The following is a 24,996-nucleotide window of genomic DNA, read 5'->3' on the forward strand; positions in this document are numbered from 1 at the left end:
CTTTAGAATGTATTACTAATATTAAAGCTGATGGTCTTCGTATCGTCATCTTCTTCTTTTTGCAATGGATACGCAAAACTAATCAGCATTGGACCCATTGGAGAGATCCATTGTAATGAAAGACCCGTTGAAACCCTAAAGCGCATTGGATCTGAATAATCATCCAATTTTGCGCGTTGATCGGTCGACAGGTTTTGATAACGGTCAATGTTAAACTCTGTGTCCCATACGTTTGCTGCATCTACGAAGAAGCTAGTACGTACAGAGCTGGTGTTTTCTTCATCTAAGAAAGGTGTTGGAACGATTAGCTCCATCCCTGCTACCGCTTTGGCGTTACCACCAATTCGGCCTGCTGTGTATAACTCGTCAAACTCTGATGCACCACCAATGCTACCTGTTGTAGTACCATCAGGTAATGGTGTACCAGGAATACTTTGCGGAACACGAGAAACAGCACGTGGTAGAATCGTATTTCGATCGAAGCCACGTAATTCCATTTCGGTAATTCTGAAGAACTCCTGGAACGGCAATGTTTGGTCATAACCATTAGTTGTTCCATAACCATTACCATAACCAAGTGCTGCACGTGTTGAGAATACCCAACGGTGATCATTACTAATTGGCCAGTAGAAACGCGAATCATAATTTATCTTAAAGTACTGTAAATCAGAGTTCGGCGTTGTCGCTGTTAAGTTAAGTGATTGACGCGAACCAGCCGTTGGGAATAAACCACGGTTTACGGTAACACGCGACCAACCTGCACTAAGCTCATACTTAGTAAAGTCAAAACCTGCATCAGGGTTTTCTGGGTCTAAGAAAGTTTCACGCATTACACGAGTTTGCTCGTATTCAGCAATGTCAGATAACTCTTCTTGGATCCAACGAACACCAAAATTGATACGGTTAACAGCATCGATTGGGAAGCCAATATTGGTACCAATACCATAGCTCTTTGATTTATAGTCGATTAGACTGAATTTACTTGCATCATAGTTGCTGTAGAAGATACTACTCCCTTGCGATACACCATCTGGCGTAAAGTAAGGGTCTGTATAAGAAACACTGATGCGTTCAGAACCACGTGAGGTATTAATATTAAAACCAATTTGGTTACCGGTACCTAAGAAATTTGATTCACTAACACCGATATTAAATTGCAGACCTAAGTAAGAACCATAAGCAAGGCCAGCGTTAAAGCTACCAGCTGATTGTTCTTTAACAGTAAAATCGACATCTACTTGGTCATCAACTCCCGGTACTGGCACAACATTAAAATCAACACTTTCCATGTAAGGTAAACGTTGAATTTGTAGTTTAGAGCGCTCTAAGCTTTGATTTGATAACCACGCACCTTCAAGCTGGGTCATTTCACGGCGTACTACTTCATCAGAGGTATTTTGGTTACCACCTACGATAATACGACGAACATAGACGCGCTTACCTGGGTTAACTGACAAGGTTAATTGAACTTCTTTTTTCTCGTCATCAATCTCTGGGATTGTGCGTACTTCAGCGTTGGCATAACCAAAACGCGCTAAATAGCTTTTAATGAATTCTTCAGAAGACGTAACCACCGAGCCATTATAAAGCTCACCCGTTTTCAGCGGGATAACACTTTTGATTAACTCTTCGCGACCAAGCAAGTCACCAATAAAATCAAACCCTTTTACGGTGTACTTTACACCTTCAGTGATATTAGCTGTTACGTAAACTGAGTCACGTTCAGGACTAACTGAAACTTGGGTTGAATCGATATTAAAACGAAGGTAACCACGGTCTAAATAGTAACTACGAATTTTTTCTAAGTCGCCTTCAATGGTTTGCTTTTGATAGCGGTCGCTCGACATGAACTTCCACCACGGCAAATCTTGTTGTGACTCAGCTAATTTAAGTAGCTCTTCATCAGAGAATAATTCGTTACCAACGAGGTTAATTTGACGAATAGAAGCGGCATCGCCTTCATCAAATTTAAACAATAGCTTCACACGGTTACGTGGCAGCTTAGTGATAGTTACATCCACTTTAGCATTGTACTTACCGATACTATGGAAAAACTCAACTAAACCTTTTTCTATATTATCAAGAACAGTTTTATCAAGTGGCTCACCCGTACGAATATCTTGCTGATCGAGCGACTCATTTAACTGCTCATCTTTGATGTCTTTATTACCATCAAATTCGATCATGCTGATCGTTGGGCGCTCTGTTACGCGGAAAATAACACTGTTGCCATCGCGTAATGCTTTAATATTATCAAAGTGACCTGAACGATAGAGAGCCTTTATGGTTCTTGAAATTGTATACTCATCAATATTATCGCCCACGTTGATTGGAATATGCGTTAGCGCTGCACCTAGAGCAACACGTTGTAAACCTTCAACTTTTAAATCATCTACAATAAAGGAGTTTTGGCCTAGGGCTGCAAAGCTTGCACCTAATAAACTTGAAACTGCCAAATGTTTTTTTATAGCCATTTTATTATCTTTATCCTTTACAACTGTATTACCGCTCAACACCTTGTAAGTTAAACTTTTGCGGTGTTTTACAATCGTGTTCAAATTGGAATTTTTCGCTCATTTGTTATAAACGCGATACATCATTGAACAAAGCGAAACATGTTAAAAACAGGAGCAGCAACGCACCCACTTTAAAACCAAATTCTTGCGTCTTTTCAGAGACCGGCTTTTTGCGAAAAAGTTCAATTATGTAATACATTAAGTGCCCACCATCAAGCACTGGCAACGGTAATAAGTTAAATACACCTAGGTTTACACTTATTAATGCTAAGAAGCTTAAAAAAGCAACCAAACCATAGCTTACGCTAGTTCCCGCACCGACTGCAATGCCTACAGGGCCACTTAAATTTTTAACCGACACCTGACCGGTAATTAAATTACCAATCATGTCGAAACTTAGTGTGATTAAACGCCATGTTTCTTGTATGCCCAGCACAATACTATCGACAGGGCCATAATGTCTAGTTTCAATATAATTTTCTGGCCATGGCTCAACCACTGGAGACACACCTAAGAAACCTTGTTCAACACCTGAATCATTGATTTGGCCTTTAGGTGTAACAATAAGCTCTTTAATACTATCTTGTCTTTGTACACTAATTTGTAAGGATTTGTTAGGTGATTGCTGAATTAGTGAAACTAACTCGTTCCAAGTGCTGATATTTTCACCATTTACGGCAATAATTTTATCATTTACCTGTAATCCTGCCTGTTCTGCAGCTGACCCTTTACTGATCATCGCTACCTGCAGTAAGGCGTTAGGTCGAAAAGGTACTATACCAATCGATGTTAGTGGTGGTACATCTTGCTGATCTAATTTCCAGCCATCTAAGTTAAGGGTACGCACATGCTTTTGATAGTTTTGGTCACGAAGCGTAACAACAACGCTTTGCTCGCCTAAACGGCTCATCAATGAGAAGGTGGCATCTTGCCAAGTGCTGATATCGTCTTCACCGATTTTAATAATTTGTTGGTTCGGCTCAATATTAGCAGCTGCAGCACGGCTTCCTTGAGTCACTTCCCCAACCACAGGTTTTAATGACTGAACGCCCACCATGTACATGACAGCTAAAGCAAAAATAGCAAATAAAAAGTTCGCCATTGGTCCGGCTGCAACTATCGCTATACGTGCTTTTACTGATTTGGCATTAAATGATAAATGACGCTGTTCTGGCGGTACTTCGTCAACACGCTCATCAAGCATTTTGACATAACCACCTAGTGGGATTGCCGCTATCACATATTCTGTTTGCTGTTTGTCATACCACTTGATCAACGGCTTACCAAAGCCAATTGAAAAACGCAGTACTTTGACACCTGCCTTACGTGCAACCCAAAAGTGACCATATTCATGCACTGTCACTAAAATGCCTAAGGCAAGAATAAATGAACCCAGATTCCAAAAAAAATCAAACATGCTAATTAATGCCTCTTCTAACAAACTCAGTGGCTTTAATGCGAGCAGCTTCATCACAAGCCAGGATCTCGTCTAATGTATGCACATTAACATCCTGTGTTGCTGCTAGGGTTTGTGAGTTAATACGAAAGATATCTGTAAACTTAATCTGGCCAGCTAAAAATGCAGCAACTGCAACTTCATTTGCAGCGTTGACAGTGGTTGTTGCACCCTGCCCCATTTCGCATGCTTCAATCGCAAGTTTTAAATTTGGATATCGTGCATAATCTGGCTTAGTGAAAGTAAAGTCTGCAATCTGTGCAAAGTCGAGAGGTTTAACCCCAGCATCAACGCGCTCAGGAAATGCTAAAGCGTGAGCTATAGGAGTGCGCATATCTGGATTACCCATTTGCGCAAGCACTGAGCCATCTTGATATTGCACCATAGAGTGAATAATACTTTGCGGGTGTATCACCACTTCAATATCGCTTGCTTGGCAATTAAATAACCACTTAGCCTCAATAAATTCAAGGCCTTTATTCATCATGGTTGCTGAATCAACAGATATTTTTTGGCCCATCGACCAATTAGGGTGCGCCACAGCTTCAGTCACGGTCACAGCTGATAATGTTGCGACATCGCGAGTTAAAAATGGCCCACCAGACCCTGTTAATAAAATTTTGCTAACGCCATTATCGGCCAGTAAACCCGACCCGTTTTGTAAAGCCGCAGGCATACATTGAAAAATAGCATTATGTTCACTGTCGATAGGCAATAAAGTAGCACCATGCTGTTTTACTTTATCAATAAACAGCTGCCCCGACATAACTAGAGACTCTTTATTAGCAAGCAATACTTTTTTGCCCGCCTCAACGGCGCTTAAAGTAGGTAACAAGCCTGCTGCACCGACAATAGCCGACATAACAGTGTCAACATCAGTATGAGCAGCAAGCTCGCTCATAGCACTTGTACCTGCAAGAATCTCTGTTTTACAAGAGCTACTGGCAAGTAAGTTAGACAGCGCAGCCGCGGCGTGTTGATCTGCCATTACGGCAAACTTAGGTTGATGTGCAATACATAGTTCAGCCATTTTCTCGGCATTTTTACCAGCAGCTAAGGCAAAAACAGCAAAGCGCTCTGGGTTACGAGCAACAACATCTAAGGTGCTTAAACCGATTGAACCAGTTGCGCCTAATACGACGAGTTGTTCTACTTTGCTCATAAACTCAATGTCCATGCGTAACAAAGTACAAAAATAGGTGCAGCAGCTGTTAAGCTATCGATGCGGTCTAGAATACCACCATGACCTGGTAAACATGAACCGCTGTCTTTCAAGCCAACTTCACGTTTAAACATACTTTCTAATAAATCGCCTACCGCTGAAAACAGCGCAATAAATGCTGTCATAATCGCATAAATTGGCCACACAGCCATATCAACATTGCTGTAATGACAAAATACTAAAACAAAAATAACTGAGGCCACCACGCCACCAAGTAGGCCTTCAATGGTCTTATTTGGGCTCACTTTTGGCATTAGTTTGTGTTTGCCTAAGTTTTTACCAGTAAAATATGCACCGATGTCTGCGCTCCAAACAATGCCTAAAACCACAAGAATAAGCATAGAGCCGAAATGGGTTGATTCGCCATAGCCTGCGCTACGCAGGGTATTTAAAGCTAACCAAAGTGGTACGAGTGTTAAAAATCCGGCAATGGCACGCATCACAATGCCTTCATTCCACGCTTTTGCCATAGCGGGATAACGCCAAACTAAGTAAGTAGCTACAATCCACCAAGCTAACGATAGCGTGAATAGATAGTTTGCATCACCTACTAGTTGACCATTTTGCCAAAGCGAGTCAATCGGCCAATGCCAATTTAATAATGCAAGAAACACCGCTGTTGCAGCGACAAATCCAAAACGTTTAACTTTATCGCATAGCCCCATAAACGCAGACCATTCCCATGCACCGAGTAATACGATACCGGCGGCGATATAACTAAATAGAGTTAATGGGGTATAAAATACCAATACAAGTGCAAGTGGTGCCAACACGAGCGAGGTTAAAATTCGTTGTTTTAGCAATGTGTGTACCTTCAACTAGTAATTAGGTCTCGGCGAGTAATTGTTTTATTTGTTCGCCTGTACAACCAAATCGTCGCTCTCTGGCAACGTAACATGCGATAGCATCGGCAAAAGCAGCTTCATTAAAGTCTGGCCAAAGCGTATCGGTAAAGTAAAGCTCAGCGTAAGCTGCTTGCCATAAAAGAAAGTTACTAATGCGCAAATCACCACCTGTGCGGATCATTAAATCAAGCTCAACTTGATCTGCCATGCTCATGTGTTCACTCATGAGCTCTTCGGTAATCTCTTCAGCGGCCATTTCACCGGCTGCGACTTTTTTTGCAAGCATGGTTGCGGCATTGGTAATATCCCAACGGCCACCATAATTAGCAGCAACGTTTAATTGCAAGCCCGTATTATTACGGGTTAACTCGTGTGCTGCATCAACTTTATTACGCAAATTCTCAGAAAAGCGTGATAAATCACCAATTATATTGAGCTTTACATTATTTTTATGAAGCTTTTTAACTTCTTTGCCCAACACGAATAAAAATAGCTCCATGAGCGTATTTACTTCGTCCTCTGGGCGTCGCCAATTTTCGCTACTAAATGCGAATAGTGTTAACGACTGTATACCTAAGCGAGTACAAAATTGCACTGATTGACGAACCGCATCAACGCCTTTTTTATGCCCATAAACACGTGGGCGATTTTTCGCTTGAGCCCAACGACCGTTACCATCCATGATTATAGCGACATGCTTAGGCAAACTTTGCTGGGAAATTTTATCAGCGTTAAGAACCATAAATATCGAGTATTCCATAAAAAAACGCCGTCTAGTATACCCCAGCCGGCGTTTCAAAACTAATAAATTTGCAATGACCTGCTTGCCTTTCAGGATTCATCCCGAAAAGAAAAACAAGAGCTTTTAGATTTCCATCAATTCAGCTTCTTTCGCTGTTAATTGTGTATCCATCTCTTTGATGAACTTATCTGTAAGCTTTTGGATTTCGTCTTCTGCTTGACGCGCTTCATCTTCAGAAATTTCTTTGTCTTTCAATAAGCTCTTAATGTCGCCATTTGCGTCACGACGAATGTTACGAACAGCAACACGGCCGCCTTCAACTTCACCACGTACAATTTTGATAAGGTCTTTACGACGCTCTTCAGTAAGTGGAGGAAGTGGAACACGGATCACAGTACCAGCAGACATAGGGTTTAAACCTAAATCTGATGCCATTATTGCTTTTTCTACCGCTTGCGCTAATGACTTGTCGAACACGCTGATTGCAAGTGTACGCGAGTCTTCAATTGTTACATTAGCTACTTGGTTTAGTGGCGTGTCAGCACCGTAGTAAGACACTTGAATACCGTCAAGTAATGCAGGGTGAGCACGGCCTGTGCGAATTTTAGATAATTGACTGCCTAGTGCCGCAACACTTTTTTGCATACGTTCTGACGCATCTTTTTTGATATCGTTAATCACGGTTCAATCCTAATCTATTTATTAATTTCATCCGAGGCTTGTGAAGAGATAAGCGTTCCTTCATCTTCGCCCATAATTACACGCTTAAGCGCGCCTGATTTATTCATGTTAAATACACTTAAAGGCATATTATGATCACGGGCAAGCGTGAATGCCGCTAAGTCCATAACCTTTAGTTCTTTATCAATGATCTCATTGTAGCTTAAGTGGCGATATAATGTCGCGTCTGGGTTTTTCACTGGGTCATCTGAATAAACACCATCAACTTTTGTCGCTTTAATTACGGTATCAGCTTCAATTTCAATACCGCGTAAACACGCTGCAGAATCAGTGGTAAAGAATGGGTTACCTGTGCCTGCAGAAAAGATAACAACACGACCAGACTTTAATAAGCTGATAGCTTCTGCCCAGTTGTAAGCATCACACACGCCATTTAATGGAATGGCAGACATTAAGCGACAATTTACAAATGCACGATGCAGGGCATCACGCATTGCCAAACCATTCATTACCGTAGCAAGCATACCCATGTGGTCGCCCACTACGCGGTTCATACCTGCTTCTGCTAATGAACCACCACGCAAGAAGTTACCGCCACCGATAACTAAACCTACTTCTACGTCGAGCTCTACAAGTTCTTTAATTTCTTGAGCCATACGGTCAAGTACTTTCGGGTCGATGCCGAAGCCTTCGTCTCCCATTAATGCTTCACCGCTAAGTTTAAGAAGAACACGTCTAAAAATAGGTTTACGATTGATAGTCATAATATTTGGGCCAGCCTTAATAATGAGATAAAAAATAACCGCGCTATGGTTACACATAAAACGCGGTTATTTTAAAGAATTTTCATCAGTGACGCAAAAGCTAATAACAGATTAATTTCATCTAATTGTCCTACGTCACTAAGTTAGAAAATTACTCGCCTTTTGCAGCAGCGATTTGAGCAGCTACTTCAGCAGCGAAGTCTTCTTCTTTACGCTCGATACCTTCACCAACTTCTAAACGGATGAAGTTAGTAACAGTTGCGCCTTTCTCTTTAAGAATTTCGCCAACAGTTTTCTTAGGTTCCATGATGAAAGCTTGACCAGTAAGAGAGATCTCACCAGTGAATTTCTTCATACGACCAACAACCATTTTCTCAGCGATTTCAGCAGGCTTGCCTTCGTTCATCGCGATGTCGATTTGAACTGCTTTTTCTTTTTCAACAACGTCAGCTGGTACGTCTTCTGGGTTTACGAACTCAGGCTTAGACGCAGCTACGTGCATAGCAACTTGCTTAAGTGTTTCTTCGTCAGCTTCACCAACTACAACAACACCGATACGGTCGCCGTGGCGGTAAGAAGAAAGTTTGTCACCGTCGATGTACTCAACGCGACGAACATTGATGTTTTCACCGATTTTAGCAACTAGTGCAACACGCGTTTCTTCGAACTGTGCTTTAAGTGCATCGATGTCTGCTTTAGATTCTGCAGCAGCGTCTAATACTTCATTAGCGAAGCCAAGGAAGTTTGAATCTTTAGCAACGAAGTCAGTTTGACAGTTAACTTCAAGAAGCGCAGCGAAACCGTTACCTTCTTTGATTAAGATTGTACCTTCAGCAGCGATGTTACCTGCTTTTTTAGCAGCCTTTGCAGCACCGCTCTTACGCATGTTTTCAATCGCTAACTCGATGTCACCGTTAGTTTCAGTTAACGCTTTTTTACAATCCATCATGCCAGCGCCAGTACGCTCGCGTAATTCTTTAACTAGGGCAGCAGTTACAGCCATTAGAATATCCTCAATTGAATTCTGTTATAGGGAAGCGGTATGGGCCGCTTGACAAGAATAACAAGTCTTCACCTTTATTAGATGAAGACTTGATGACAGCTAATTATTCAGCTTCTACGAAGTCGTCTTTTTCAGCTTGAGCAACGATGTTGTTCTCACGACCTTCAGTGATCGCAGCTGATACAGCGCCAGTGTAAAGTTGAATAGCACGGATCGCATCGTCGTTACCAGGTACGATGTAATCAACACCGTCTGGGTTAGAGTTAGTATCAACGATAGCAACAACTGGAATACCTAGGTTGTTAGCTTCACGGATAGCGATGTGCTCGTGGTCTGCATCGATAACGAAAAGTGCGTCAGGAAGACCGCCCATATCTTTGATACCACCAAGGCTCTTTTCAAGCTTTTCCATTTCACGAGTAAGCATTAACGCTTCTTTCTTAGTTAACTTCTCGAAAGTACCGTCTTGGCTCTGCGCTTCAAGGTCTTTAAGACGCTTGATTGATTGACGAACTGTTTTCCAGTTAGTCAACATACCACCTAACCAACGGTGGTTTACGTAGAACTGCTCGCTTTGAATAGCTGCTTCTTTAACTGCTTCGCTTGCTGCGCGCTTAGTACCAACGAAAAGTACTTTACCTTTGTTAGAAGCTGCGTTCGATAAGAACTTAAGTGCTTCGTTGAACATTGGTACAGTTTGCTCTAGGTTGATGATATGAACACGGTTACGAGCGCCGAAGATGAAAGGCTTCATCTTAGGGTTCCAGTAACGTGCCTGGTGACCAAAGTGAACACCAGCTTGAAGCATATCGCGCATTGAAACGTTTGCCATTTTATAATCCTCTATAATTTAGGGTTAGGCCTCCACATATCCCATAGCACCAACACCGTAGTTAATTTGTAACTTAAGTGCACCCAAGTGTATGTGACGATACGTGTGTGTGTTAAAATAAAATTGTGTTTGTCTTAAATACAAAAAATCAGTTAAGAATTTATTTGTAAAAAGACGGCGCGCTTTATACCATATTAAAATTGAAAACTCAACGTCTAGTGCAAAATTTGTGCACTAAAAACTGACCTGAAAAACAACTTTGGAGCCTCAATGAGTGCTGTGATCAAGACCCCTGAAGAAATCGAAAAAATGCGTGTTGCCGGGCGCTTAGCCGCCGAGGTACTTGAAATGATAGAACCGCATGTGGTGCCAGGTGTAACCACAGATGAACTAAATACAATTTGTCATGATTATATTGTTAATGTTCAAGATGCTATTCCAGCACCGCTTAATTATCACGGTTTCCCAAAATCAATTTGCACCTCAGTGAACCATGTAATTTGTCACGGTATTCCGAATGACAAACCGCTCAAAGAAGGTGATAGCGTAAATATTGACGTTACTGTGATCAAAGATGGTTATCACGGTGATACTTCTAAGATGTTCCATGTAGGTACACCTAATATTCAAGGTAAGCGCCTTGCGGATATCACGCAAGAAAGCCTATACCTTGCTATTAAAATGGTTAAACCTGGCGTGCGCTTAGGTGATATCGGTGCTGCAATTCAAAAGTACGCTGAAAGCTTTAACTATTCAATTGTTCGCGAATACTGTGGTCACGGTATTGGTGCTGAGTTCCACGAAGAGCCACAAGTAATGCACTATGGAAAAGCAGGTACTGGCGAAGTATTGAAAGCTGGTATGTGCTTAACAATCGAGCCAATGGTCAATGCCGGTAAACGTCAGTGTAAATTACTAAAAGACAACTGGACAGTTGTAACAAAAGACCGTTCTTTGTCTGCACAGTGGGAACACACACTACTAGTGACTGAAAATGGTGTTGAAATTTTAACGCTCCGATCAGATGATACTATCGACAGGATCATCGAACACTAGGAGCCAGCCCCTGTGGCATTACCCAATAAAGTAAAAAAGTTGCTCAGCCAAGCTGAGCAACTTAGCGATTATCGCGACTGTTCTAGTTATTTTTATAAATGGCTACAGAACGAATTCTCAAAACAACCCGTTAGCAACTTAATTAATGCCCGTGCTGAGTTTATCGACCGCTTATTAATTAAACTGTTTCATGATTACGACCTTGCTCACGAAAGTGACTTAGCACTTATCGCTGTGGGTGGATATGGTCGTGGCGAACTACATCCCTACTCCGATATCGACTTTATGCTGCTGGTTAGTGAACAGCCCAGTGAAGCCGTATGCGAGAAAATTGGCCAGTTCGTCACCATGCTTTGGGATCTTAATTTAGAAATTGGTCACAGCGTTCGTACAATAGAACAAGCATTAGAACAAAAACGCGAAGATGTGACATTTGCCACCAGCTTGCTCGAAAGCCGATTAATTTTTGGTAATCACATTGAATTTGAAAAACTCAAAAATCATTTGATTGATACACCAATTTGGCGCTCAGACGAATTCTTTTTGGCAAAAGTACAAGAACAAAGTTTACGCCATAAAAAATGTCATGGTACGGCTTATAATCTTGAACCAAACATCAAAGAAAACCCAGGTGGCCTGCGCGATTTACAGACCATTATTTGGGTAGCTAAAAAGCACTTTAGAGCCGAAACATTACAAGAACTAATAAATCACGGCTATCTTACTCACGAAGAATACCAAGAGCTTTCTGAATGTTTAGAAAACCTTTGGAACATTCGTTTTGCGCTGCACATCGCTGCGGGGCGATCTGAAAACCGTTTACTGTTCGACCACCAACCTCACGCAGCAGAAATTCTTGGCTTTGGTAGTGAAGGTAAGGCCTCAGTTGAGCGCATGATGAAGCGCTTATTCCGTATTATGAGCCGCGTGCGTGAACTCAACCAAATGCTACTTTCATACTTCGAGCAAAGTATTTTACCGGGTGCCGGTGAGTTACCAGTGGTTGAGCTTGACCGTAACTTTGAACGTATTGGCCATCAAATTCGCGTAAAAAACCCGTCGGTATTTTTCCGCCGAGATCAGCTATTTGTGTTGTTCGAGCATATTGCTGATAACCCTGAAATTACCCATATCTACCCAAGTACTATACGCACAATGCGTCAAGTACGTCGCCGGTTACTCGGTGATTTACAAGATTACGCCGCTTGCCGTGAAGCATTTTTACGCTTAATTAAACACCCAAATGGTATGGGTCGCGCATTTACCTTAATGCACAAGCACGGCATTATCGCGGCCTATTTACCGCAGTGGCGTAATATCTTTGGGCAAATGCAATTTGATTTATTCCACGCCTATACCGTAGATGAGCACACCCACAAACTAATCAACAATATTTATAAATATTTTGATAAGTCAAAAGTCAGCGAGTTTCCACTTTGTAGTGAAATCGTCACCCGCATGGACAAACCTGAGTTACTTTATTTAGCGGGTATATTCCATGATATCGCCAAAGGCCGTGGCGGCGACCACTCTGAACTAGGCTCGGTTGATGCGATTGCGTTTGCTAAATTGCACCGTTTCCCATCATCAGACGGCAAGCTTATTTCATGGTTAGTGGCTAATCACTTACTTATGTCGGTCACTGCACAGCGTAAAGATATTAATGACCCAGACGTAATTAAAGACTTTGCAAGCAAAGTAAAAAATGAGCGCCAGCTAGATTATTTATATTGCTTAACCTTGGCCGATATTCGTGCCACTAACGATAATCTATGGAACGATTGGAAAAACACCCTACTACGTGAGCTGTATTTACATACCCAGCGAGCACTGCGTTTAGGTCTTGAAAACCCAATGGATCAGCGCGACCAGATTCGTGATAAAAAACAGCAAGCCAAGCAGCGCTTATTGAATCACGGCTGCAATGAAGACCAAATCGACTTAATTTGGAGCCGCTTTAAAGCGAATTATTTTACCGCCTTTAGTGAGCAACAAATTTCGTGGCAAACAGAGCACTTATTAAATTGTGAAGATTTAAGCCTACCAAGTGTCACTGTTTCTGACACCGCAATGCACGGGGGGACGCAAGTATTCGCTTACAGCCCATACTCAGGGGGTTTATTTGCACGCTTGGTGAGTGTAATTGGTTCGAAAAAAGCGCAAATCCAACATGCCCAGGTGTTAACGACTAAAGATGGCTATGTGATTTTTAGCTTTGTTATTTTAGAAGTTAATGGTGACCCGATTGCAAGTAGCCGTGCGCAAGGCATTAAGCGTGCATTAGAGCTTGCGATTAGCGATCCGAAAAAGAAAATTCGCATCAAAAAGAACCGCTCACAGCGCTTTAAAGACTTTAATATCAAACCAAAAATTGTGCTTAGACCGCATGCTCGTAAAGATCGCAGCTTAATTGAAATCCAAGCGGTGGATATTCCGGGTCTATTAACGAAAATTGCTGAAGTATTTCAAGCACACTTATTACATATTCATGCCGCGCGGATCACCACTGTTGGTGAACGTGCAGAAGATTTCTTCGTGGTATCAAATAACGAGTACCAAGCATTAACAGACGAAGAACAGGCTAAAATTCATCAAGCATTGCGTAAAAAACTCAACGCAGAAACCGAATAAGAGGATCTTATGTCAGATTTAAAAACCATGATCGAAAACGCCTGGGACAACCGCGATAGCATCAGCCCAAGCACGGTATCAAGTGAAGTAAAGCAAGCCATTATCGATGCGCTTGAATTACTTGATAGCGGCGCTGCCCGTGTTGCTGAAAAAATCAGTGGTGAGTGGGTTGTACATCAATGGTTGAAAAAAGCGGTGCTACTGTCTTTCCGTATTCGTGATAACCAACCTATGAGCGATGGTGTTAATCAGTTTTACGACAAAGTACCACTTAAATTTAGCGACTACACACCAGAGCAATTCCAACAAGGCGGTATGCGTGTTGTGCCTAATGCAGTTGCGCGCAAAGGCAGCTTTGTAGGTAAAAACGTGGTACTGATGCCATCTTATGTCAACATTGGTGCCTACGTTGATGAAGGTACGATGGTTGATACATGGGCAACGGTTGGCTCGTGTGCACAAATTGGTAAAAACGTTCACTTGTCGGGCGGTGTAGGCATTGGTGGTGTACTTGAGCCACTGCAAGCAAACCCAACGATTATCGAAGATAACTGTTTTATCGGTGCACGCTCTGAAATTGTTGAAGGCGTTGTGGTAGAAGAAGGTGCGGTTATTTCAATGGGTGTTTACATCAGCCAAAGCACGCGCATCTATGACCGTGAAACAGGCGAAACTCATTACGGACGAGTACCAGCCGGTGCAGTTGTTGTTCCAGGTTCTTTACCGTCAAAAGATGGTTCGCACAGCCTATACGCTGCTATCATCGTGAAAAAAGTTGACCAGCAAACTCGCGAAAAAGTAGGTATTAATGCCCTACTTCGCTCGATTGATGAATAACAAAACTGAGCTGTAAGTTTAAAAATTCAAGAAGCGCGATACTAATTAGTTTCGCGCTTTTTTACTTAAAACTGAGCGCTTAAGACTTAAAGCTCCCTGTTAAATTGTTACATCTTATTTCAAATACACATTTTATCGCTTAATTACGGCTATTCAGCGTTACTCCTGACATACATTTCATTTACCTCACTGGCACTTTTTTTACATCGCACTACAATGCACACAAACTGATTTTGGAACACACACAATGAACCTGACACGTAGTTCGCTGAAGAACCCTGCGAGTGTTATTGTCATCTTGGTGTTGATTATGTTGTTTGGCATGTTAAGTATTTTTAAGTTGCCAATTCAGCTCACACCAGATATTGAGCAACCGCAGATCACTATTTTCTCTGGCTGGCGCCAAGCTGCACCTGAAGAGATTGAATCAGTGATCATTGAACCGCTCGAGAACGCGGTAAAAAACACCCCGGGTGCGCTAGAGGTTAATACTTACATTAATCGTGGCAATGGCTCTATCACGTTAACTTTTGCTGTTGGGCAAAACATGCAACAGGCGATGCTTGATGTATTAACTAGCCTTAACCAAGCGCCGCCCCTGCCGTTAGATGCATTTGATCCTGTGGTATTTGCTGGCGGTAATAATGGTGAAGCCGCAGCAACTTTATTAGTCACACCGAAAGATTTTAATAGCGACAGCCTTGATTTAGACATGGCGCAGTTCCAAAAACAAATCGATGAATTTGTTGAGCCCCGTTTGGCACGTATTCCTGGTGTTGCTCGCGTTGATTTAGCCAGTGAACGACCAAAAGAATTACGTATCACCTTTGACCCTCACAAAGCCGCTGCACTTGGCGTCAGCCTTGACCAAATCAGTAATGTATTAGCCAGCTCACGCGATACTTCCGGTGGTCTTGCCAATGTTGGCCGTCGTCAATATACCGTACGCTTTACTGGGCAATATGATTTATCGAGCATGGCACAAATGCGCGTTGGTTATTCAGGCGATAGACCTATTTACCTTGGCGATATCGCAAGTGTAGAGCGCACTTTTTCTGACCGTTTGGGCATGAGTGGTCGAAATGGTAAACCCGCGTATTACATTCGTATTTCGCGCGCCAACGAAGCCAATACCGTTGCCCTACTCGACGAAATAAACCTTGCTATTAAAGAACTAAACGAAGGGCCACTGGCTGAAAATGGCTTAGCGATTGAATTAAGTTTTGATGCCTCTGTGCATATTCGTAATGCCTTATCGTTGGTAAAAAGTAACTTAGGCTTGGGTGTTCTGCTGTCGTGTTTAATCTTATGGCTGTTCTTTAGAGGCTTAAAGGCCACATTTGTGATTGCAGCGACAATTCCTGTCTCTTTGTTAGTGGCGTTTTTAACATTGAATATTTTTGACCGTAGCTTAAATGTTATTTCATTGGCGGGCCTTGCCTTTGCCGTTGGCTTAGTACTTGATGCCGCCATCATAGTGCAAGAAAACATCGCAAGGCTCAGAAGCGAAGGCTTTGATAGTAAAAAAGCCGCGCTAAAAGGCGCAGCCCAAGTAACTGGCGCTTTATTTGCTTCAACCACCACCAGCGTTGCTATCTTCTTGCCAATTTTATTTATGGCAGGTATTGAGGGGCAGTTATTCTCTGACTTGGCGCTCACCTTATCTATTGCTGTTATTGCCTCGATGATTTGCGCAATTACACTAATTCCGTTGGCTAACCACTTTTGGCCAGACAAACAGCTAAAAGCGGATCCTTACCGTGAATATTGGCATAAGCTGACTAACTTTATTATGGCGCTTACCAATACCCGGATTAAACAAATAGTATGGATAGTGTCGTTATTGGGTGGCTCACTCGTCGCCACCATGACCATGCTCCCGAAAACTGATTTTATGCCGCGAGCACCAACCGATGGCTTTTTCTTTAACTTAAATACCCCACCTGGCGGCAATGTACAGTTTATGGAAGAAGAGCTGCTGATGCGTATTAAAAAGCGCTTAATGCCTTATTACACAGGTGAAAAAGAGCCGGGGATAAAAGATTTTAACTTTTATGCGTTTGGCGCAAATGCTGGCGGCTTTATATATTCTGCTGATCCACAACGTGTTGAAGAATTAATGAAGGTAGCCCGAGAAGAGATCTTCATTGATTTACCCGACACCCAAGTATTCTTCTTCAGAGGGTCGATGATCCAAGTTGCTAATGGCGGTGATGGTCGCAATATCAATATAGATTTAACTGGCCCGAATATGGACGAGCTAATAGCCGGTGCTAATGTTGCGCTGCAAGCAGTTACAGAAGCAATGCCAAATGCTACAGCAAGGCCACAACCACGACTCGATATGGCAGAGCCAGAACTTAGGCTCACACCCAACGACCGTCGTATAACCCAAGCAGGGCTAACTCGCCGTGATGTATCTCAAGCAGTGCAAGCCTATACAGGTGGGTTATTTGTTAATGAATACTTTGATGGCAACGAACGCATGAACGTGATTTTGCGCGGTATTCCGTGGCAAACCCCAGAGGAGCTTAAAGCCCTTCCCATTGTGACCCCACAATCAGGTATTCAAACCTTAGGCGAGCTTGCCAATATTGAACGCACCGTAGGGCCAACCCAGCTTAGACGTGTTAATGGCCGCCGTACCGTAAGTATTGTTGTCACGCCACCAGCAGACATGAGCTTGCAACAAGCGCAAACCATTCTCTCAGAGCAAGTTATGCCAAAAGTTCGTGCAAGCTTACCCGACAGCTCTGGCGCGATTTTGGCGGGTAACGCACAAAAGATGAATTCGGCCATGCAAGAAATGACAATCAACTTTATCTTGGCTCTGTTTATTTTATTCTTGCTAATGACCGCATTGTTTAAGTCAGCCAAAGACAGCGCGTTAGTTTTACTCGTCATGCCATTGGCAATTGCAGGCGGTGTACTAGCCCTATTTGTGCTTAACTTATTTACCTTCCAATCGCTCGACTTACTGACCATGATTGGCTTTATTATCTTGCTGGGTCTGGTGGTAAATAATGCCATTTTATTGGTTGACCAAACCCGTGTTGCGATGGCTGCTGGGCTCAGCCGAGAAGACGCTGTTCGCCAAGCAGTACTACTGCGCGCAAGACCCGTTTACTTAAGTACCTTAACCAGCTTATTTGGCATGCTGCCACTGATGCTAATGCCGGGGGTAGGATCAGAAATTTACCGTGGTCTTGCCACTGTGATTGTCGGCGGCATGGCTATTAGCGCCCTATTCACCCTGATATTAATGCCAAGTTTATTGCAACTTGGCAGACAACTGCCGCCCGCTAATAACAAACAGCAACCAGAAAAAACGCCTTTAAGCTTGGTATCGAATCAATGAGTATTAAAACAATGAACACACCTTTTCGTAAATTAACCGCTCGCTTTTGTGCGCTATTAAGTCTTATCGCATTTAACGCCTTTGCAGTCGTACCAGTTACAGTAGAAACCGTCACACAAGCTCCACTGACAAGCGAAATTGAAGTCAGCGGCACTTTGTATGGCAAAGATGATGTAATCCTAACAGCAGGCGTTAGCGGCCGTTTATTATATGTTGTTGAGCCAGGTACTCTGGTTAAAAGTGGCGATACCCTAGTACGTATGGATACTTTGCCGCTAGAACTTGAAAAAGCACGCCAGCAAGAAATGCTCAACCGCGCCAAAATAAACTTACGTTTATATCAACAAGAACTTGCTCGTTTACAAAAACTCGCCAAAGCTAGCAGTGCCGCAGCAAGCCAAGTCGATGATATGCAAAATAAGCATGACCTTGCGTTATCTGATATCTCACTGGCTAAGGTTGAATTAAAAGTAATAGACGATCAGCTTTCGCGTGCAACCGTTCGCGCCCCATTTGATGGCGTGATCAGCGAGCGTTTTAAACGCGCTGGTCGCGAAATAAATCGTGCTGATGAACTGGTCACCCTGCTCGATATTAATAACTTAGAAGTGCGTTTGTACGTGCCTGTTAAATACTTAAAGTTTTTGCACAAAGGCATAGAGTTACCGATTCAAGCCGGCGACTTATCAGCCCCTGATATGACAACAGCCACTGTAACAGCGGTGATCCCATCAACCGATCCGCGTTCACAAACCGTAGAAGTACGTGCCTTACTAGCAAATGATGCCGAGCAAACATGGGCAATTGGCCAACTTGTTGATGTAGCCGTGCCACTAAAAAGCAAAGGGGATGTACTACTGGTGAATCGCGATGCACTGATCTTACGCAAAAAAGGCACCCATATCGTCAAAATCGACAACGACAACAAAGCCCTGCAAATTCCCGTAAAAGTCGGTAATGGCAAAGATAAACTGGTTGAAGTCACCCCGACTTCAAACATCGCTTTAAATGCGGGCGATAAAGTGGCAGTACGCGGCGCCGAGCAACTACAAACCGGGCAAGAAGTCGAAGTTCAGGTAAAGCAATAACTAGTTAGCTATGTAAGTAATAGACTGCCAGCAAATGAATATGTCGTGAGCTGGCAGTTATAACTATTTCAAAGATGAATACCAACACCTCTTCACTTTATTGCAAACAACCAACCCCTTTTAATGAAATTTCTTGAGTATTCGCGCCGCTTTGGTTTTTATGTTGAATGATTAAACGTGAATCTTGGCTAGTAAACGTAAAGGTTCCGAGCCAAGGTAGCTGGGCAATTGGTTGCAGGTGGTAAAAACCATTGGCATCAAAGCATATAAATGAAAACTCATGATGTACCGGGGCAAATACGCTATAATCAGCGGTAAATACAGCAATGTTGTCTTGCAGCATAAAGTGTTTCGCTTGCGTGCCCGCTACTAAATACCAAAAGCATATTGCTGTCATTATCACCACTTGTAAGCCGCCGAGTAAAAATACTGAAAATTTGAGAATACGGGTCGATTTACTGGCTTCCATATAAAGGCGCTTTGCTTTGAGTAATAACCAAAGCCCAATGGCAACCATAGTGAGCTTTATAATCATCAGCGCCACGCCTGCTTGATACATCAGCTTAGGGCTGCGCCATTGAATGCCAAATGTTTGCGGGATAAACAAACTATCAATTAAGGGCAGTAAAATGAGTAGGAATGGCAGAATAAGCGCTTTGTTTTTCATTCTTTACTTTTCTAGTGTTCTTGCATAGATAAGTGCCTAATGTTAATTCTTGGGCTCTAAAAAAGCAAAAAGGCGCAACCTGAGGTTACGCCTTTTATCGTTCTGGGCAGAACTTAAAAATTATAGTGCAGCGAATACATCGTCTGTTTTAGCAGCACAGATAAAATCATTTTTGTGTAACCCTTTGATAGAGTGGCTCCACCAAGTAACAGTTACTTTGCCCCACTCGGTTAACAGACCTGGGTGGTGACCTTCTTCTTCAGCCATATCGCCCACTTTATTAGTGAACTCAAGTGCTTGTTTGAAGTTTTTAAACTTGTAAACACGCTCTAATTGCATAATGCCGTCGCGCACTTCAGGAACCCAGTCTGGGATCATTTTGATCAATTCTGCTAATTCAGCATCAGATACTTTAGGCGCATCCGCACGACACGCTTCACACTTTTGTGTGCTTAATGAAGACATTATAAATCCTTAACTTGCTAATTTTTCTTTAGGAGGAAACTTTGGCTCATGTAGCCCTAATTCTTTTGCTTTACTCACCAGCGACATGATATCCATTTGTGAAATATCAAATAAGTCATTGATTGAGTTTATGGTGTAGTACACAGGCTGCATAATATCAATACGATAAGGTGTACGTAATACATCTAGCACATTCATCGCATTGATTTCAGGCTTATCTGAGTACACGTATTGTGTTTCGCCTGGGCTTGATAAAATACCACCACCATAAATTCGCAGACCCTGTTCGGTTTGCATTAAACCAAACTCTACAGTAAACCAGTACAGGCGCGCTAAATAAACACGATCTTTCTTTTCAGCGGCATAACCTAACTGACCATATTTGTGCGTAAACTCAGCAAATGCTGGGTTGGTAAGCATGGCACAATGGCCAAAAATCTCGTGGAAGATATCTGGCTCTTGTAAATAGTCAAACTCTTCACGACTGCGAATAAAGGTCGCAACAGGGAACTGCTTGTTTGCTAATAATCGAAAGAACTCATCAAAATCAATCAGTGCTGGAACAGGCGCGACTTGCCAGCCCGTTGTTTCGAGTAGCACTGCGTTGAGTTCACTAAGTTGTGGAATACGATCTGTTGGTAAATTAATTTTCTTAAGACCTGCTAAATATTCATCACAGGCTTTACCTTCTATGCAAGCGAGTTGGCGAGCAACTAGCTCAGACCATATTTTATTTTCTTCTTCGCTCCAATGGATAACCCCATTTTCATCAGGTTGCTTGGAGGTGTAATTACTTGCTTTAGCCATAATAACCTTCTTCGTTAAATCTTGATCAGCATTGATCAGAATCTCATTAACTTGTTAAGACGATACTATGTAAAAGTAAGCTAAATTTTAATAGTTTTGGCTGTTTCTAAGGTTTGCAGAAACAGCCCTAACGTAAAGATTAAATTACACCAAAGGATCTAAAAGTTTACACACCCCGTTTTTAAAGGTATTAAGGCAAGCAAAACCGTAAACTTAAAATTACAAGCTAACCAATGAATGTAAATGCAGTTTTAAGATCGTTAATAATGTCGTTAACATCCTCTAGACCAACTGATAGTCGAATTAGACCATCACTTATCCCAGCTGCTGCTCTTTCTTCTGGTGTATAAGGCGAATGTGTCATCGATGCAGGATGTTGAATGAGGGTTTCAGCATCCCCTAAACTGACCGCCAGAGTGCAAAGCTGGGTGTTATTTATGAATGTTTCGCCATCTTCTAGGCTGCCTTTAATTTCAAAGGCAATAACACCTCCAGCCGCTTTCATCTGCGAGCCAATAAATTTATGACCCGGATGTGATTTAAGTCCTGGATAATAAACTTGGCTTACTAGCGGGTGTTGCTCTAAATATTCAGCAACTATTTGGGCACTCGCACAGTGACGCTCCATGCGCACAGCAAGGGTTTTTAAACCGCGATTAATTAACCATGCATCATGAGGGCTAATCGTTGCACCAATATCTTTTAGCACCGTCATTTTGATTAGGTTGATATGCTCCTCTGTGCCACACACAAGCCCAGCTACCACATCACCATGGCCATTTAGGTATTTAGTTGCGCTATGCACCACAATATCAATACCAAACGAGGTCGGTTGCTGTAGCAGAGGCGTTAAGAAGGTATTGTCGATAACGCTTATCAATTGATGCTGCTTGGCAACATCAGCAATTAAACTTAGATCAAGCACCGCCATGGTCGGATTAATTGGCGTTTCTGCAAAAATCATTTTTGAATTGGCTTTAACCGCACCGCGAAGTTCAGCTTCATTGGTCATATCAACGAAAGTGACTTCGATACCAAAGCGCGGCAACATGTGAGCAAAAAATGCAAAAGTACAACCGTATAACGCACTTGATGCGACTAGGTGGTCACCTTGTTGTAAAAAGCTAAGCACAGACGCAGACACGGCTCCCATACCGGTCGCTGTGGCAGCCGCCGCTTCACAGTTTTCTAACTGAGCCACTTTTTGTTCTAGCTCTTGCGTTGTTGGGTTACCTAAACGGGTATAAATAAAGCCCTGCTCTTCACCGGCAAATCGGGCTGCACCTTGGGCGGCATTAGCAAAGGAGAAGGTAGAGGTTTGGTAAAGTGGCGCACTCAGTGCGCCGTGAGGATCGTTTGGTTTTTCTGGACCATGAATACATTGTGTATGTAAGTGATGCTTAGTCATTGTGTGTTCTCGTTTTTATTATCAGTACTTCATACTCATAAATAAAACGTAGATACCCACAATGCACAAGCATGCCGGATGCTCAGATGGCTAAATATCACTCAGCTGTTTTTATTAACTGTACACAAAAGTTGTCATTTTGTATTTTCGGTCTCTTTGTCACCCGTGCGTGAGGCAATTTTACGGGCAATACTATTGGCGGTTTCTTTCAGCAAACTGCGCTTATGCTCTAAACGAGGTAACGGGCGGCTAAGTTCCATCGCTTTATACCCTATACGCGCAGTAAAAATACCTGCACTTAGCCCTTGCGCTGCACGGCCCGACAATTTCCCCAGTAATTCAGCGCTTAGTGCCGTCGCTGCTAAATCTGAGACTAACTCTGCACTACCAACAAACAGCACCTGTTTCACTAATAAGCGATACAATTTAATACGGCTTGCATAACCAAAACCAATACCGTAAATACGGCCAATTTGCTCAATGAGCTTAGTGCCACGCCATAGCACGGCCATCATATCGACTAAAGCCAGCGGGCTTAGCGCCACCAATAAGCCAGACTCAGTGGCAAAACGGTTAATCAGTTTTTTCGCTTGCTGATCTTGGCTTACCAATAAACTATCGGCGTATAAGGTCATGATTTCTTTATCGGTATGGTGACTCGCTATTTGCTGCTTAAACTCTTCAAACCCTGTAAGCTCCTGATGTTTATTAAGCTTTTCTAGCCACGGCAGTGCTTCACCTACTTGCTCGCTATTGAGTAAACGGTCGGCCTCGGTACGATGCAATTGATTACGCTTTAAACTTCTTAGCATGCGGTACTCGCGCCAAATAACACGAGCAATTAGTAGTACACCACTAAGAACTGCCGTTAAATACACCGAGCCTAAAATAATTGATTGCTGAAACGTCACAAACAATGACATCGCAAATTCAAGTAACACTAACGCTAAAAAGCTAAAAATAAACACCCCTTTTAGGGTTTGCCATTTCGACTTTTTATACACAGGCTCAAGCTCAATGCTATCTTGCTGATCTTCTTCAGTATCGATAAATTCGGCGTTTTCTATCACTTTAGCAACAGTTAACTCCTCTGCTGTAGCCTCATTACTTGCAGAGCTTGAAATACGGCGACCAGCCTGAAAGTTCATCTCCTTTGGTTGCTCACTCATGTTAGTTTGTCTCCTATCAGGTACTGCATGACATGATCTAAACGAATATGCTTTAACCGTTTATCAGGGCATGGCAGTGGCGAAAACGATAAGAACTCAAAGCCTTGTTTTGGCCACTCTTGTTTGTTGAGAAGGCGTGATGGTGGCTGCGGCGGTAAATACGTTAGCCATTCTTGCTCGCCCAAAGGTTTGCCATAAATACAGGCTAACTGCTGGCCTTTTTCAGCCACTTGGCGCGGCTCTGTAGCGCAGATAGATGACATTGCCATGGTTTCGATTTGCACGCCTTCGAACTTTAAGTGATTCGTTTGGTCATGCACGATTGAATCAAGCAATAGCGCTAAATCTTTGTGATACTGAGCACTAATATGATCTGACTTATTGGCCGCAAACAGTAGCTTGTCGATGTTTGGTTTAAACAAACGTTTAAAGAAGCTTGCTTCACCATAATTAAAGTGCGTCAGCAACTGGTTAATAACACGACTTTGCTCATGCAGCGTTTCGCTACCTTCATTCAAGGCACTGAGCACATCCACCAGCACAATTTGTCGGTCAAAATGACGAAAATGCTGCTCGTAAAAAGGTTTTACAACCTCTTTTACATAGGCCTTATAGCGCTTTTTAAGATGCGCTAGATTTGACCCTTCGGTTACATCGTCAGGCACATTCGCAACCGGAAAAAACTGTAATAACGGCGCGCCTTTTAGCTCACCGGGCATCAGCATGCGACCAGGTTGTAACATGGCAAGTTTGGTGTCTTTTTTAAGGTCGAGCAATAGCTGCTGATAGAGCGCAGCAACATCAGCAAGTTTACTTTCATCAACACTGGCTGATAAATCAAGTTCAGCAAGGGCTGTTAAAAATGGCTTAGCCTTTTCGTTACGGGCTGTTTGCTGCAACAGTGAGTATTGTGATTCACACCAATCAGCAAATGATTGCTCTAGCATTGGTAAATCAAGTAGCCATTCACCTGGGTAATCAATAATGTCTAAATAAAGTGTTGATTGCGGTGCGAAGTGACCACGCAGCCCCGAGTTACTTTGGTACTTAATTGCCAAACGTAGCGTATTGATACGCTCGGTAGAGGCAGGCCATGTTGGCTCACCTTCAACAGGTAACAACGCCGATAATGCATTGTTATATTCAAATGTGGGTATTGTCAGTGCTTGCTGCGGCACAATTTTTGTAGCGATATGACGCTTTTCGCGCATCACATCAAAAAAAGGTAAGTTTTTTTCGTCAGCTTGACTTGTTAGGTGTTTAACTAAGGCGGTAATAAACGCGGTTTTGCCACTGCCACTTAACCCCGTGACGGCTAACTTCACGTGTTGGTCTAAACTACGATGAAGGGCTTTTTCCGCTTTATTTTTTAACGAATTAAAGGTGTTCTTTGCAAATGATTGGCTCATAAAGTGTCTGGCACCTTATTTGCGCTTGGTATCACGATGC

Annotated in this window: 20 protein-coding genes; 5 read left to right on the forward strand and 15 right to left on the reverse strand. The window is 42.6% G+C overall.

Annotation, left to right across the window (positions count from 1 at the left end; all coding sequences use genetic code 11):
* Nucleotides 1–2: 2 nt before the first annotated feature.
* From bamA to rpsB, 9 genes are all read right to left on the reverse strand, one after another.
* Nucleotides 3–2,474, reverse strand: a complete 2,472-nt coding sequence (gene bamA, locus NH454_RS00640; RefSeq protein WP_199525885.1) for an outer membrane protein assembly factor BamA — start codon at nucleotides 2,472–2,474, stop codon at nucleotides 3–5.
* Nucleotides 2,475–2,580: 106 nt separating this feature from the next.
* Complete coding sequence (rseP, locus tag NH454_RS00645) at nucleotides 2,581–3,933, reverse strand: sigma E protease regulator RseP (RefSeq protein ID WP_135924011.1); 1,353 nt, start codon at nucleotides 3,931–3,933, stop codon at nucleotides 2,581–2,583.
* Nucleotide 3,934: 1 nt separating this feature from the next.
* On the reverse strand, nucleotides 3,935–5,134 hold the full coding sequence (gene ispC / locus NH454_RS00650; RefSeq protein ID WP_235382022.1) for a 1-deoxy-D-xylulose-5-phosphate reductoisomerase: 1,200 nt from the start codon (nucleotides 5,132–5,134) through the stop codon (nucleotides 3,935–3,937).
* Nucleotides 5,131–5,997, reverse strand: coding sequence for a phosphatidate cytidylyltransferase (locus NH454_RS00655; RefSeq protein WP_253038036.1), 867 nt, complete (start codon nucleotides 5,995–5,997; stop codon nucleotides 5,131–5,133). The genes ispC and NH454_RS00655 overlap by 4 nt, the downstream gene beginning before the upstream one ends.
* Before the next feature lie 22 nt (nucleotides 5,998–6,019).
* Complete coding sequence (locus NH454_RS00660; protein WP_135924008.1) at nucleotides 6,020–6,799, reverse strand: isoprenyl transferase; 780 nt, start codon at nucleotides 6,797–6,799, stop codon at nucleotides 6,020–6,022.
* Nucleotides 6,800–6,904: 105 nt separating this feature from the next.
* On the reverse strand, nucleotides 6,905–7,462 hold the full coding sequence (gene frr / locus NH454_RS00665) for a ribosome recycling factor (protein WP_135924007.1): 558 nt from the start codon (nucleotides 7,460–7,462) through the stop codon (nucleotides 6,905–6,907).
* Nucleotides 7,463–7,476: 14 nt separating this feature from the next.
* Nucleotides 7,477–8,226, reverse strand: a complete 750-nt coding sequence (gene pyrH / locus NH454_RS00670; protein ID WP_135924006.1) for a UMP kinase — start codon at nucleotides 8,224–8,226, stop codon at nucleotides 7,477–7,479.
* A 151-nt stretch (nucleotides 8,227–8,377) separates the two neighbouring features.
* The gene (tsf, locus tag NH454_RS00675) at nucleotides 8,378–9,229 is read right to left on the reverse strand and encodes a translation elongation factor Ts (RefSeq protein WP_135924005.1); all 852 of its coding nucleotides are present in this window, start codon (nucleotides 9,227–9,229) and stop codon (nucleotides 8,378–8,380) included.
* A gap of 103 nt (nucleotides 9,230–9,332) precedes the next feature.
* Nucleotides 9,333–10,061, reverse strand: a complete 729-nt coding sequence (gene rpsB / locus NH454_RS00680; RefSeq protein ID WP_054562046.1) for a 30S ribosomal protein S2 — start codon at nucleotides 10,059–10,061, stop codon at nucleotides 9,333–9,335.
* 246 nt (nucleotides 10,062–10,307) lie between these two features.
* On the opposite strand from rpsB, the gene map reads away from it, so the two are divergent.
* The 5 genes from map (at nucleotide 10,308) to NH454_RS00705 (ending at nucleotide 19,031) form a co-directional block, all read left to right on the forward strand.
* The gene (map, locus tag NH454_RS00685) at nucleotides 10,308–11,117 is read left to right on the forward strand and encodes a type I methionyl aminopeptidase (RefSeq protein ID WP_268833789.1); all 810 of its coding nucleotides are present in this window, start codon (nucleotides 10,308–10,310) and stop codon (nucleotides 11,115–11,117) included.
* A gap of 12 nt (nucleotides 11,118–11,129) precedes the next feature.
* Nucleotides 11,130–13,748, forward strand: coding sequence for a [protein-PII] uridylyltransferase (glnD, locus tag NH454_RS00690; protein ID WP_135924003.1), 2,619 nt, complete (start codon nucleotides 11,130–11,132; stop codon nucleotides 13,746–13,748).
* Between the two features lie 9 nt (nucleotides 13,749–13,757).
* Nucleotides 13,758–14,585, forward strand: a complete 828-nt coding sequence (dapD, locus tag NH454_RS00695) for a 2,3,4,5-tetrahydropyridine-2,6-dicarboxylate N-succinyltransferase (RefSeq protein ID WP_063706839.1) — start codon at nucleotides 13,758–13,760, stop codon at nucleotides 14,583–14,585.
* A gap of 247 nt (nucleotides 14,586–14,832) precedes the next feature.
* The gene (locus NH454_RS00700; protein WP_253038038.1) at nucleotides 14,833–17,943 is read left to right on the forward strand and encodes an efflux RND transporter permease subunit; all 3,111 of its coding nucleotides are present in this window, start codon (nucleotides 14,833–14,835) and stop codon (nucleotides 17,941–17,943) included.
* A gap of 11 nt (nucleotides 17,944–17,954) precedes the next feature.
* Nucleotides 17,955–19,031, forward strand: coding sequence for an efflux RND transporter periplasmic adaptor subunit (locus NH454_RS00705; protein WP_253038135.1), 1,077 nt, complete (start codon nucleotides 17,955–17,957; stop codon nucleotides 19,029–19,031).
* 97 nt (nucleotides 19,032–19,128) lie between these two features.
* Here NH454_RS00705 and NH454_RS00710 read toward each other — a convergent pair whose 3' ends face one another.
* From NH454_RS00710 to NH454_RS00735, 6 genes are all read right to left on the reverse strand, one after another.
* On the reverse strand, nucleotides 19,129–19,698 hold the full coding sequence (locus tag NH454_RS00710) for a hypothetical protein (protein WP_253038040.1): 570 nt from the start codon (nucleotides 19,696–19,698) through the stop codon (nucleotides 19,129–19,131).
* Nucleotides 19,699–19,818: 120 nt separating this feature from the next.
* The gene (locus tag NH454_RS00715; protein WP_036969771.1) at nucleotides 19,819–20,163 is read right to left on the reverse strand and encodes a 4a-hydroxytetrahydrobiopterin dehydratase; all 345 of its coding nucleotides are present in this window, start codon (nucleotides 20,161–20,163) and stop codon (nucleotides 19,819–19,821) included.
* 9 nt (nucleotides 20,164–20,172) lie between these two features.
* A complete protein-coding gene (gene phhA / locus NH454_RS00720) occupies nucleotides 20,173–20,970 on the reverse strand; it encodes a phenylalanine 4-monooxygenase (RefSeq protein ID WP_253038042.1) in 798 nt (265 codons plus the stop codon).
* 226 nt (nucleotides 20,971–21,196) lie between these two features.
* Nucleotides 21,197–22,378: a methionine gamma-lyase gene (gene megL / locus NH454_RS00725; RefSeq protein WP_135923999.1), complete on the reverse strand. Its 1,182-nt coding sequence runs from the start codon at nucleotides 22,376–22,378 to the stop codon at nucleotides 21,197–21,199.
* A gap of 134 nt (nucleotides 22,379–22,512) precedes the next feature.
* Nucleotides 22,513–23,547, reverse strand: a complete 1,035-nt coding sequence (locus NH454_RS00730) for a TIGR01620 family protein (RefSeq protein WP_253038044.1) — start codon at nucleotides 23,545–23,547, stop codon at nucleotides 22,513–22,515.
* Nucleotides 23,544–24,956 carry a YcjX family protein gene (locus NH454_RS00735; protein WP_253038046.1) on the reverse strand — a complete coding sequence of 471 codons (1,413 nt, stop codon included), beginning with the start codon at nucleotides 24,954–24,956 and terminating at the stop codon, nucleotides 23,544–23,546. The genes NH454_RS00730 and NH454_RS00735 overlap by 4 nt, the downstream gene beginning before the upstream one ends.
* Nucleotides 24,957–24,996: the final 40 nt, after the last annotated feature.

The organism is Pseudoalteromonas sp. Ps84H-4 (assembly GCF_024124645.1).
GTDB lineage: Bacteria > Pseudomonadota > Gammaproteobacteria > Enterobacterales > Alteromonadaceae > Pseudoalteromonas > Pseudoalteromonas lipolytica_C.